At 41.8% G+C, this 12,561-nt stretch carries 12 protein-coding genes and 1 riboswitch; of the genes, 5 read left to right on the top strand and 7 right to left on the bottom strand.

Annotated features, from left to right (window positions below; translation table 11 throughout):
• Position 1 precedes the first annotated feature (1 nt).
• Complete coding sequence (locus A11Q_RS08980) at positions 2–982, top strand: hypothetical protein (protein ID WP_015470492.1); 981 nt, start codon at positions 2–4, stop codon at positions 980–982.
• A 1-nt stretch (position 983) separates the two neighbouring features.
• On the top strand, positions 984–1,598 hold the full coding sequence (locus A11Q_RS08975; protein ID WP_015470491.1) for a HEAT repeat domain-containing protein: 615 nt from the start codon (positions 984–986) through the stop codon (positions 1,596–1,598).
• 7 nt (positions 1,599–1,605) lie between these two features.
• Here A11Q_RS08975 and A11Q_RS08970 read toward each other — a convergent pair whose 3' ends face one another.
• From A11Q_RS08970 to A11Q_RS08950, 5 genes are all read right to left on the bottom strand, one after another.
• Positions 1,606–2,112, bottom strand: a complete 507-nt coding sequence (locus tag A11Q_RS08970) for a hypothetical protein (protein ID WP_015470490.1) — start codon at positions 2,110–2,112, stop codon at positions 1,606–1,608.
• Entirely contained in the window at positions 2,093–3,574 is a 1,482-nt protein-coding gene (locus A11Q_RS08965; protein ID WP_015470489.1) for a carboxypeptidase-like regulatory domain-containing protein, read from the bottom strand. Before A11Q_RS08965 ends, A11Q_RS08970 begins: the two co-directional genes overlap by 20 nt.
• 142 nt (positions 3,575–3,716) lie before the next feature.
• Complete coding sequence (locus A11Q_RS08960) at positions 3,717–5,558, bottom strand: ABC-F family ATP-binding cassette domain-containing protein (protein ID WP_015470488.1); 1,842 nt, start codon at positions 5,556–5,558, stop codon at positions 3,717–3,719.
• Positions 5,559–5,569: 11 nt separating this feature from the next.
• On the bottom strand, positions 5,570–5,830 hold the full coding sequence (locus A11Q_RS08955; protein WP_015470487.1) for a hypothetical protein: 261 nt from the start codon (positions 5,828–5,830) through the stop codon (positions 5,570–5,572).
• 75 nt (positions 5,831–5,905) lie between these two features.
• Positions 5,906–6,346 carry a hypothetical protein gene (locus A11Q_RS08950; protein ID WP_015470486.1) on the bottom strand — a complete coding sequence of 147 codons (441 nt, stop codon included), beginning with the start codon at positions 6,344–6,346 and terminating at the stop codon, positions 5,906–5,908.
• 336 nt (positions 6,347–6,682) lie between these two features.
• Here A11Q_RS08950 and A11Q_RS08945 point away from each other — a divergent pair, with 336 nt between their 5' ends.
• From A11Q_RS08945 to A11Q_RS08935, 3 genes are all read left to right on the top strand, one after another.
• Positions 6,683–8,719, top strand: coding sequence for a response regulator (locus A11Q_RS08945; protein ID WP_015470485.1), 2,037 nt, complete (start codon positions 6,683–6,685; stop codon positions 8,717–8,719).
• Positions 8,720–8,802: 83 nt separating this feature from the next.
• Positions 8,803–8,899, top strand: a riboswitch (purine riboswitch).
• Positions 8,891–9,478, top strand: coding sequence for a hypothetical protein (locus A11Q_RS13795; protein WP_015470484.1), 588 nt, complete (start codon positions 8,891–8,893; stop codon positions 9,476–9,478). It overlaps the preceding riboswitch by 9 nt.
• Positions 9,479–9,576: 98 nt before the next feature.
• Positions 9,577–10,398, top strand: coding sequence for an EamA family transporter (locus tag A11Q_RS08935; protein ID WP_015470483.1), 822 nt, complete (start codon positions 9,577–9,579; stop codon positions 10,396–10,398).
• On the opposite strand, the gene A11Q_RS08930 is transcribed toward A11Q_RS08935, so the two are convergent.
• Both A11Q_RS08930 and A11Q_RS08925 read right to left on the bottom strand, forming a co-directional pair.
• The gene (locus A11Q_RS08930; RefSeq protein WP_015470482.1) at positions 10,374–11,648 is read right to left on the bottom strand and encodes an NAD(P)/FAD-dependent oxidoreductase; all 1,275 of its coding nucleotides are present in this window, start codon (positions 11,646–11,648) and stop codon (positions 10,374–10,376) included. The genes A11Q_RS08935 and A11Q_RS08930 overlap by 25 nt on opposite strands.
• A 37-nt stretch (positions 11,649–11,685) precedes the next feature.
• Positions 11,686–12,438, bottom strand: a complete 753-nt coding sequence (locus tag A11Q_RS08925; RefSeq protein ID WP_015470481.1) for a YdcF family protein — start codon at positions 12,436–12,438, stop codon at positions 11,686–11,688.
• Between the last annotated feature and the right edge of the window lie 123 nt (positions 12,439–12,561).

Here is a 12,561-nt window from a genome sequence, read left to right as displayed (position 1 = left end):
CATGGCGAATATAATCAACTGGCTTGTGACACAGAATACGTTATTGATCCGAATTGGTTTTACTGCGGTATTAATACTAGTGGGGATCTACATTTACAGAACTGTGTTTAAACAGCGTGTGAATGCATCCGATAAAAAATCCAAAGTCGCTGAAAAGCCAGTAGAGCAAAACTCAACAGCAAAAGAAAAAGAAGCGGAAAGTGCTCCGGCTGCCAATGAAAAGACAGCCGCTCCGAAAACCGCAGAAGCAGCGGCAACAGCTACGGCTGTTCTATCTGAGGCTCAAGTCGCTGAAATGACACGCTTAAAAGATGAAGTGCAAAAACTATCTGCGGATTTAGCTTCGTCATTGGCACAAAATGAAGAATTAAAAAAGAACAGTGCAGCCGTAACAGAGCCTGAAGTTGTCCAGTCAGCAAAAGAGCGCATCAGTGAAGCTGGTGGTGACGAGTTAGCGGCTGAGTTACAGGATAAAATCCAACAATTAGAGTCACGTCTAGCTGAATATGAGATTATCGCCGAAGATATTGCTGAGATCTCACAGCTCAGACAGGAAAACCAAGAGCTTCGCAAAAAAACAAGCACAGCTAACCCTGAAAGCTCAAGTTCTGAAAGTGAAATGTCCACAGCAGAGCCTGTAATTGAAGCTGAGGAAGTTGTTGTGGATAGCGAGCCTAGCAATGAAAGTAGTGACGAAACCAGTGACGAAATAATTGCGGACATTGCCGACGTAGCTTTAACGGAAGAACTTGTGGAACCGGAAATTTCGGCCGAACCAGCCGCTATGGAGCTTTCAGAGGCAGAACTTTTACGAGCAGAACTAGAAGCTCTAACGGATCAGATTGAATCGGTTCCAGCTGAAGAAGTTTTCGCAGACAAATCAGCAGAGTTTAATCTAGTTAGTGAAAAACCGGTGACTCAGACGGAACAAGAGTTAATCGATCAATTTGAACAGGATATCGATAATAAGAAGGATTCTTAATATGCGTCAGATGATAGTGGTTCTTTTATTGGGGTTGTATGCAGGGGCTGCACACACAGCAAATTTTCAAACCTATATTAATTCTGCAGGTAATAAACAGCTGAATATGAACGAGCGTTGGAGTTCGTTAGTTAAAGCGGCAGAAGTAGCAACAGCAGGACAACTGGGGCAAATAAAGGAATTTTCAGATCACTCTGAATGGTTTATGCGAAATGCAGCTTTAGTCGCTCTAAAGAAAATCAATCAGCAAGAGGCTCGTCAAGAAGCGCGTAAGCTTATTAAAGATAAGGCCTTAGTTGTTAGATCAGCAGCAGTCGATATCTTAGCGGAAGATCTTGTGGCTTCTGATGATCGTCGGTTATTGATGGAAGAGCTGAACCAAGATTACAACTTTAATAAAAAAAGCAGTTTGTGGATTCGCCAGCAAATTTTAGAAAAACTTTCAGACACGGCAACAGCATCTGATCGTCAGTTCTTTGCGAAAACTCTTTTTGATGCAGATAAAAACTTAGCAGAGTTAAGTGCACGCACTTTAGCTAAGATTGATGGACAAGGCTCTGAAACTAAATCACTACAGCAGTGGCAGAAGTTAGTTAAAGAGCGCAATTGGTTGTAATAGTCTTTTAGTTGTTCTCTTGCATAGCGGCTCTTCTAAGAGCCTGTGCGATCACGATTTCACGTTCAATACGATAAAAGATACTTTGTTCTTCAAGCCCATCTGAGGGAACTATTTTTTTCTCGGAAATAAAATCACGGAAGATCTCGATTTTTTTCTCGATTGTCACGCGTGTGGACTCGCGTCCTCCGGTAGTCCCTTTGGCAAAGGTCAGGATCAGTTTATAGCGTGCGCTTTTGTATTCGGGACGTGTTTGATCTGGCGGTAGCCAACCATCAACAGACTTAATGTAATCTGTTTCGATGATGCCATAATCCTGATTTTCGCTGGCTATAGTATAAGAAATGGCAGCGTGAGCAGCCCTCCAAACAGAATCATAAGAAGCATAGAAAATCTTCTGCTGCGATGCCTGTTCTAGGATCTCATTAGGAGAAGAGCGCGTGGCTAGAAGCCCGCACCCTGATAAGCCCGATAAGAAAAAGGCAAGAAGTAAACTAGAAATCAGCCGATGCATGAGTCACATGTGTTGCATTGTTGATAAGGCGATCGTCGATATCAGTTGATTTGCTGATTGTCGAACCGATGAAGTTAACTTCAACGCGCTTACGGTTGTTTGTTTGTGGTAATGACCAGTCAGGCAAAGTAATGCTTTGATTCCATCCAGCACCGATAACTTCCCAGCGTTTGATAGCTAAAGTGATTTTTTTGTTACCATCTGTAACTTCAATTAAATCAGAAATTGCCGCCGATGTTGCCGTTGGATTGATTCCTGCCGTGTGAGGAAGATTTGGTAAACGGATTGTGTACTGATTAGAACCACTGATAGTGGGATTAGCCATTAATGGTAAAAGGCGAGGACTTACAGTGGCTGTATAAGGAACCATAGAAGCGCTCATGCGGCTAGCTCCTGGGGCATCTGACATAAACTCAGATTGTTTTTTGATAACGTTAACAATCACTGTTTGCTTTCCAGCAATAGATTGTAAATTTAATGGTTGGCCATGAGTGGCGCGTTTAACATCTGTCGGCATCATAAAGCCTGAAAAATCACTAGCCGCCAATACGATCTGAATTTCATCAGCTAACGCACTTGCTGTTTGCACAGGAATTTGCTGGTTGAAAGCCATGTCATTGCCGGAAATTTCTAAATTAGTAACTCCGCTGACAATAGTCACATCACGCATTGAACCACCTTCAATAGAGAAGTGATTGATCAAGTCGTGGAATGATTTACCTTTTCTTAGTTCTGAAACAACATCTTTAAATACAAAGCGTCCGCGAGCGGCAACAACTTTGCGATTTCCAAGCTGATTCATTTTTAAACGATAAAGTGGTTTATCTAAAGTGACACCAATGATGTAGCTTTCTTTTTGCTTAGGAATAGAAACGTTGCTCGGAATATCGCTTTTTTGCCCAGCAGCGGATAATGTATCTGTGTAGGGGCTGATCACTTGTCCGATATCGAAATTCAAAAGATCTGCCCGTGTTACTGCGGGCATAACTAAAGCAAAATCAATTAACTTGTCACCATTAACTACTGGTAACTGAGTTACATTGCCACGCATTTCTGCCTGCTCATTTAAAGGAAGAGGATTTAATTTAAGAACGATATTGCCAGGGGCTTGGTTCAAAAGAGTTTGGCGAATATAACCACGGGCATCGATCGTTACAGAAGCTGGTGTTTTCCATGAATTTGAAATTGTTGCGCGGCCCGAGCTATCCGTTGTCACAAAGTTATCACGGAAAGGATTGTTAGGGGCTTGTCCAACAAGAATTTGTGCGCCAGAAATGGGCTCACCAAATTGGTTCACTACACGGATTTGTGCCGCTGCGATTTCTGATTTAGGGCTCCAGTGGTGACGCTCAACAACGCCTGCTGATGAAGAGTCAGGTTTTTCATTTTTATCACGGCTACAGCCTGAAAAGCCGATGCCTAAACCCAGAACAGCCACAGAAAATAGTTTGGAATACTTCATGTATTATCTCCTTAAAAATCCTTTATTTATATAGAGTATTCCACCTAGGATCTGAGTCTAGGTCACCCATTTTCTGGTGTTGCTGCGAGTTAAGTTATTGATTCTTTTAATTATTAAGAGCTGTATGACGCGCGAAGTTGTGTCATTGGTTTTGGCTGCGCTCACTGAGGTCGGCCCATCGATCCATAAGTTGGGCGATACGACTTTCAGTATCTGAAATCAGCGAGGTCAGCTCGTTTAATCGCACGTAGTTACTTTGTGTTTCTGGCAGAGCCAGCTCCGTTTGTAACTTCAGTAGGCGATCCTCTTCTGACGAGATCACAGATTCAATTTTTTCAAATTCGATTCTTTCTTTGTAGCTGAGTCCGGCGCGTTTAGCAGAGGTTTTTGCCGACACCTCATTTTGAGTATCACTTTTGATGGCAGCTTTCGCATCTTGAGGACGAGGTTGTCTTTTGCCAGACTTGAACCATTCTTCCCACTGAAGAGTGTCAGCAAAGTTAATGATCGAGTGTTCATTGGAGTCAAAGGCCCAAATGACATCACAGTTTTGATCCATAAAGTAACGGTCATGGCTCACTAGAAGAACGGCACCTTTGTATTCACTCAGGCAATCACTGAGGGCTTCAAGTGTTTCCACATCCAAATCATTGGTTGGCTCATCTAGAATTAGAACATGGGCTTGCTTCAGCATAAGCCGTGCTAAAATCAGACGACTTAATTCGCCGCCTGAAAGGCGATGGGCGGGCATATCCATTTGCTGTGTTTTAAAATTAAAGCGACTCAGATAAGAGCGAGCAAAGACGGGTTGACCTTGAAAGTGAACGTAGTCTCCTTCAGGGCAAACAATTTTTAAAACAGTTGTGTTCAAATCCAGTTGATCTTTGCCCTGTTCAAAATAAGAAATTTCGATATCTTCATTGACGACGACTTGTCCAGAGTCCGGTGGAACTTTTCCAATAAGACATTTAAGCAACGTGGATTTACCACTGCCATTCGCTCCAATCAAACCATAGCGATGGCCGGGCCTGACCATCGCACTAAAATCTTTAAATAAAGGCTGGCCACTATAGCTTTTAGTGATGTGACTGGCTTCGATTAATTTTTTAGGCGATTTAGCCGTGTTACCAAAATCTAAGTCTAAAGCACGTTTAGTATTTTTTTGTTCTAAATCTTTAACTTCATCAATAATTTCGTAGGCCCGTTCGATTCTGGCTTTCTGTTTTGTCAGACGAGCTTGTGGTCCGCGAGCTAACCATTCTTTTTCACGGGTCATGGTGTTGCGGCGTTTGTCTTCAAGACGTTTTTGTCCATCCAAAAGCATTAATTTACTTTCGATGTGTTGGCTATAAGAGCCACTGGTACGCAAAAGTCCATTAGGCAGTTGTGGATCAAGATCGAAAATAACAGTACTTGTATTCTGTAGAAAACGTCGGTCATGGGTTACAGTTAACAAAGCGACATCAGTACTTTTTTGAAGGAAGTCTTCCAGCCAGATGATACTTTCAAGATCCAGATGATTCGTCGGCTCATCTAATAACAATAGATTGGGGCGTTTCATGAGTTCGCGAGCCAGCGCCACTTTCTTTTGCCAACCTCCAGAAAGTTGTCCTACTTTTTTTTCGGCGCCTTCCGGAAAAATATCCAAGTTCATTTTGGAAATCAGTTCGTAGGCTAATTGGATATTATCTGAATCATATTCGTCAGAGGTGATCTGAATCAAAGCTTCATAGATAGAAATGTCTAAAGGTAAAATAGGTTTCTGCTGTAGATAACCCAAAACTAAGTTGTTTGCGAATGAGATCTTTCCTTGATCGGCCTCTTGCTCTTTTGCAATCAAGCTCAGCAGAGTGGATTTGCCGGCTCCGTTGGGACCGATAAGACCAATGTGTTCAGAGGTTTCAATGGCAAATGAAATACTTTGAAAAAGAGTTCGCGAGGCAAAAGACTTCGATAGTTGGTGGGCAGAGATCAATGTGGGCATGAATTTATAAACTATTTTTCCGCTTTAAGCTGAGATTTTTTTGCTTTGCAATCTGAGATAACAGAAGCGGGTACATTGACGCCACTAACACTTTGTCCATTTAGCAGAGGCTGCGTGCAAGTTTTAGAAATATTCTTGTTGTATCCGGCGGCTTTGCAGGCATCCATGATCTGGATACATGAGCCTTCGCGGGTTTCTGTAGAGCTTTGAGCCATGACTGTGTGACCAACTGTGCAGGTAAGCACTAAAGTCAAAGATAACAGTGTTTTCATGGTTCCTCCTAGTCAATAGCTAACAGTTCATTAGCTAAACGGGACACATGGTCCCGTTAGTCTATTTTGACGCTGTTATTTTCTATCTACAATCAAAATCTTGTTACCAACGATGCTGGTCGGCATCTTGTTTTCTACATTCACTTTAAACGAGATCTGTCTTTCTTTGATATTGCCTGATTTGTACATCACTAATAAAGAGCATTTGGCGATGCGTTCATTACAGTCAAATTTCAAGTCTTTAACGTTGCCTGTGTACTCCTCATCGTCCATATCACCTAAAAGAGGAATATGTGAAAAGATGTGTAAGATGTATTCTCCGGCATCTTCCAAAGCCGCTTTTAAATTAACTTCTCTGCCATCGGCTGTGTAACCGCGCATATCGTCGATGTTTTCATTTAGAATTTCGAAAGCTTTGGTTGCGTAGTCTTCATCAAGGTTTACTTCTGATGGAGATTGAGCGAAAGCTGAAAATGAAAAGACAACTACAAGTGTGGCTAAGATAAATTTTTTCATAAAGACTCCTTTAATAATAATAATTTTTAATAATCTAAGTAATAAAACTGTTCATATTGGGTAACAGCACGCCCGATGCCAGCTTTAAAGGCTGTAAATTTTAGTTGATAGGTGGATAGGCGCAAAATTGTTAGACAGTTATCGGGATGGCATCGAGTTATGTCTGAGTGTTATGTGCTTTGAAGAGATGTCTCAGAATGAGAAAATACAAAAATCAAGAGAATGTAAAGTTCTCTTAACATTGAGATATCACTGAATAAGATTTGCACATTATGCGGGATATTATAAACAAGAATTTAGAGGAGTTACCATCTAAGTCTGATATCATGAACCCCTATGCTTCACCGAAAAATAGATCGTATTTGGAAAGATCTATCAGTCTCGAAAAAACTGTACGTTGTCGTCGGGTTGATGACATTTTTGATCGTCTTTGAGCTTCTGACTCTTAAGTACACGGCTAACATCTTGTCTTCGGTTAGAGGATTTGTCGCAGGTGAGAGTCTTTGGTCGAAATCGCAAAAAGATGCTTTGCTGGCGATGCATAATTACATCGTTTCAAAAGATGAAAAGTACTATGGACAATTCTTAGAGCATTTAGCCATACCATTGAATGATCGTATTGCGCGGGAAGAGCTGGAAAAAGCACAGCCTGATCACGAACGCATGTATCAGTCCTTCATCAATGGAGGGATTCATCCAGATGACATCCCATCCATGATTCATTTGATTCGCTATTACAAAAATTTTTCGTATGTGCAGAACTCCCTTGAGGCATGGCGGCAGGGGGATACTGCGATTGATGAGATTTTAGCTCTGGGGCAGACGATACACCAAGAAGTAGAAGAGTCTTTAAAAGGCAGTTCTCCTCTTCTGCCGATTGCTAATCAAGATTTGCGATTGCAGCAACTTGCAGAGTTGAATGTACAGGTTTCAGCCCACGCTGATCGCTTCAGCTACACGCTGGCAGAAGCTGCACGTTGGGTGGAAACTCAGTTCTTTTTGTTTTTACTTTTTGCAATTTTAGTTTTGCAGTCAGCAGGTCTTTATTTTGCTTTTAGATTGAGTAAGGGGCTTCTGCACTCTTTACTACATTTAAACAAAGTGGCTTATCTGATTGGAACGGGCGACTTCAGTCAAAGAATCCCAGTGGATTCTTTAGATGAGTTGGGCCAGCTAGCCTCTTCATTGAATTTATTAAGTTTGAATTTACAAAACATGTCTGGCGAAAAAGACCAAGCGGAAGAGGCAAATCAAGTTAAGAGTTTATTTCTAGCGAATATGAGCCATGAAATTCGAACTCCGCTAGGGGCTATTTTGGGCTTTGTCGAAATTTTAAAGGAGCCGAATCTCAGTGACGAGCAGCGGAAGCAATACCTGAATATCATCAGTCGTACAGGTGATACTTTAGTCACGATTATAAATGATATTTTGGATTTGTCTAAGGTCGAAGCTGGAAAGATCGAAGTCGTTAAAGAGGTGTTTTCTTTATCGCAGCTTTTACGTGATGTGGAATTGTTAATGAAGTTACGAAGCGAAGCCAAAGGAATTGAATTGGTTTTCGAGTCATCTCGTCAAACTCCAGAAGTGGTGTACTCAGATCCATTGCGACTACGTCAAATTTTGATCAACATTATTGGAAATGCCATTAAGTTTACTCAGCGAGGGTCAGTCCGTGTTTATTGTGAAGCGACGCCATCGCACTTGTTATTTAGAATCAGTGACACAGGCTTAGGGGTTGAATCTCAAGATGTGGCCAAATTATTTAGACCATTTTCTCAGGCCGATCTGTCTATTCGTAAAATGCACGGCGGGACAGGGTTAGGTTTAGTGCTTTCGCGAGAGCTCGCACGTCTTTTAGAAGGTGATATAGAACTGGAAAGTACGCAGCCTGGTGTTGGCAGTGTGTTTGTTGTTAAGGTTGCCTACCGAATTCCACGTCACCTGCGTCCAGAAAAGGTTGCTGTACATGAGCGTATTGAACGACAGGCAGCCATAGATCCAATGAAGGGCATTCAAGGGAAACATATTCTTTTAGTTGAAGACACATCCGAGAATCAGATTTTGATCACTCATATTTTGTCGAAGAGTGGTGCCACTGTTCAAGTTGCTCACAATGGTCAAGAGGCGCTTGAGTGTGTAGATAGTGGTACCTATGATTTGATTCTTATGGATATGCAGATGCCGATTTTAGATGGTTATTCGGCCACTCGAATGCTGCGTGAAAAAGGTTATCGCAAGCCGATCATCAGTCTTACGGCACATGCTATGCGCGAGGATTTGCGCAAATGCATTGAGGTTGGATGTGACGATGTTTTAACCAAACCGATTAATAAAGTACTTCTTATTGAGACCCTCACTCGATATTGTAACTAAAATTGTAACTGAAAAAGGCAGATCCCTTTCTTATACGCAGCACGCCAAAGCTTTTAATGAAAATCTTGCTTAAATGAAAATAATCTTCGATGCTGACCCCGCATCATATAAGTCAGTAATGGGACTGACGTTTCTACAAAGCACCGAAAATGCTTAACTATGGGGGCAAAAATGCTATCTTCTTTACGAGTCACAGCGTCTACACTGGTTCTTTTTTTCAGTCTTAATCTTTTCGCAGGTCTAAGCGAAGATTATCATGCTCTAAAAAACTCAGGTAAAAACTTTCAAGCTATCGGCACTATCTGCGAGCTTGTTGCACAACTAAGATTTCAAGAACAATATCCTGAACCTGAATATCGTGTAGTTACTGGAATTGCTTACAACGACACAGTTAGAACTATTGGTGAGTTAGATCTTATCGTATTTGATCAGCAAGAAAATAAAGCTTTATTAGTAGGTGAAGTTAAATGCTGGAAAGACCCTAAAGGTGGCTTAGCCAAAGCTCGTGATCAACGTCAGCGTTTTTTAAATCATTTGCGTTCAAACAAACCAATTCGTTTTAAATACTTAGAAAACCCATCTGAGCCTTTCGATAAAGCACAATTTATCGATGTAACTGAATTTATTTCTATCGCACAAAAAGGTACAGCTCGCGTTGGATTTGATTATGAATTTGATTACACATTAGATGAGTTGATGCAGTTAAGAGCTGACATTATGTCTTGCCAGAAATCTGGTGAGTGCCAAAGACCTCAATAAGGTCTTTGTAAAACAAAAGATCGGCATACAGAAGATTGGGACAATCCAAAATTACAACCACACATCCTTTCTTCTTCGTCCTACTACTTCTAGTCGCAATGGCCTCAATTCAATCTGGGGCCTCTTTAGCAAAAAGTTTATTTTATATTTTAACTCCTCAAGGTGTAACCGCCTTAAGGCTGTTATTTTCTTCTTTGTTATTACTTCTTGTGTGGCGCCCTTGGCGCTATACACTTGATCGCAGTATTTGGAAGTCGATCTTTCTTTACGGAGCCTCATTAGGTGGAATGAACTTGCTGTTCTACATGGCTTTGCAAAGGATTCCATTGGGAGTCGCAGTAGCCCTTGAGTTTACGGGGCCCTTATTGGTGGCTCTTTTGGCATCACGTCATCTGCGTGATCTTCTTTGGGTAGGTCTTGCGATTTTAGGGATATTACTTTTATTGCCATTGGGATTAATTGACGGAGCCAACCTCGATCCGGTCGGAATTACTTATGCTTTACTAGCTGGAGCCTGCTGGGCTTTGTATATTATTTTCGGACAAAGAACGGGTAGTAGTGTTCCCAGTGGGGTCATTACTGCGTGGGGAATGTTAGTTGCGGCTATCGCTGTTGTACCCTTCGGCGTATTCGTTGCACATAAAGAACTTTTTAATTTGGATGTGTGGCCAATCGCTTTCGGTGTGGCTGTACTTTCCAGTGCCTTACCCTATTCGCTCGAAATGGTGGCGTTGAAACGATTGCCTGCAAAAACCTTTAGTATTCTGATGAGCTTAGAGCCCGCCTTGGCGGCTTTATCAGGTTTATTGTTTTTAAATGAAAAATTGAATTTCACGCAATTGCTGGCAATTGCGCTTTTGATTATAGCTTCTGTGGGAACAACTTTAACGTCTCGCTATGATGAAGCCCGCGGCGGCTGATTCGATCTCCACTCTTTGTCTAAAATTAAGCGAGCTCCACGTTTAAAGGTGATATAAGACCATGCCCATTGGAAGAAAACAAAAAACTTATTCTTAAATCCGATCAGATAAAAGATATGAACAAAAAGCCATGCGGCCCACGCCATAAAACCACCAAACTTTAAGTGAGTGGTTTGAGCGATTGCTTTTTTTCTTCCAATGGTGGCCATCATGCCCTTATCAACATATTGAAAGTCGGTGTAGGCGTCGCCTGCAATGGCGCGTTTGATATTGCGTCCTGCATGAGTTCCCTGCTGCATCGCCACCGGAGCCAAACCGGGAAGGGTACTGCCATCGGGTTGTGTGAATGAAGCTTGGTCACCGATAACAAAAATTTCTGGATGATTTTCCAGTGTCAGTGACGAGTTGATGATCACGCGGCCTTGACGATCCAAAGGAGCATCTAAAGCTTTTGAAAGGCTAGAGGGTTGAACACCGGCGGCCCAGATCACAGTTTTAGCTTTTACAAATTCTTCGCTCAGACGTGCGCCCTCTGAGGTGATTTCAGTTACACGAGTGGAAGTCCATATTTGCACACCAAGACGTTCTAAATCTCGTGCCGCTTTTTTCGAAAGGCTCTCATCAAACCCAGCAAGGACACGAGGGCCTGCTTCGATCAAAATCACACGGGTGCGTGAGGGATCAATGCTGCGAAAATCTTTTTCAAGAGTGTAACGACTGATCTCGGCGATTGAGCCTGCAAGCTCGACTCCGGTTGGTCCACCACCCACAATGACAAAAGTGAGCAGAGTTTTTCTTTTGTCGGGATCTTGTTCTTTTTCAGCAAGTTCAAACGACAGAAGAATACGGCGACGAATTTCTGTGGCCTGTTCTAGCGTTTTTAAACCAGGTGCATTTTCCTCCCAGTCATTATGACCGAAGTAGCTGTGTTTCGCTCCGCAGGCCAAGATCAAATAGTCATAGGGATATTCAGCATCGATAGTGCGAACCTTTTTGTTTTCTTTATCGATGGATTGCACATTGCCATAGACCACATTGACATTAGAGTAGCCGGAAAAAACACTGCGAATAGGTGTCGCTATGTCAGCCGGAGATAATCCTGCTGTGGCTACTTGATAAAGTAAAGGTTGAAATAAATGATAGTTTCGACGATCGATAATCGTGATCTGGACATCTTTTTGTTTCGCCAATTGACGGGCAGCTTTTAAACCACCGAATCCGGCGCCAACGATAACAACGGATTTTTTCATAGTAGGTTGATGGTATCAGTCCGTTGAAACCTTGTCTTTAGTTTTTCTTATTCCATCCCATCATATTATAGTAATGAAACTGAGCGATTCCCGTGGCTTCATGTAAAGCGCTATCAAGTAAAAAGAAATTGCGCGAAGCCACACTGTAACTTTTAAGTGACTTAAGGTGACTGGCTGGTGCCGGAATGGGATCAAGGTCAAAAAAGTTAAAAAACAGTAAAGAACGTCTCATATGAATACCAGAGGTCACTAAATATATCTGGTCAAAAGATTTATCGGAAGGTTGTTCTGAAATGATTTTTTTTGAGTTGCGCGCATTCAAAAAAGTATTGCGGCTTTCAGCTTCTAAGATAACGTCATTTTCTGGAACACCAATCGCTATCAACTCATCGGCCATAACACGGGCTTCGGGTTTACCGAAGCGTTGAGGATCGCCTCCGCTGACCAGGATTTTACAAAAATGTTTTTGTTGAGAACAGTTTGTATACAGCCGTGCGGCTTCGTAAAGACGAGAAACCTCTAAAGGATAAGAGCTAAGCTGTTCATCCTGCGTCCAACGAGTCGAACCATATCCTAAGAGGATGATCAGATTGTTATTTTTCCACTCGGGTTGTGTAATGTGTGGATGGATCTGAAATTGTCGCAAGACGTATTCCGTTGCAAAGCCATTCCAAATCGAAAAGATAAGGATGACTTCAACCAGAAGTAGAATCATTCCCCATAGGCGTTTTTTAAAGAAAAGCAAAAGTGTCGAAATCAGACCAACAGTGAAAATTAAAATTAGACTCATAGATGTATCTCAGCATCAGTTGAAGATGAGGTCAATTTTATAGCTTTCAAATAGAGCTAAATTATGCTATACTGATTTCTTTTGAGCAGAAAATTTTAGTTAATTTGTCAGAAGCTCATTCTA

It is taken from the genome of Pseudobdellovibrio exovorus JSS, assembly GCF_000348725.1.
Taxonomy (GTDB): domain Bacteria; phylum Bdellovibrionota; class Bdellovibrionia; order Bdellovibrionales; family Bdellovibrionaceae; genus Pseudobdellovibrio; species Pseudobdellovibrio exovorus.
The sequence above is the reverse complement of the archived record's forward strand: the minus strand, read 5'-3'. Positions and strand labels throughout refer to the sequence as shown.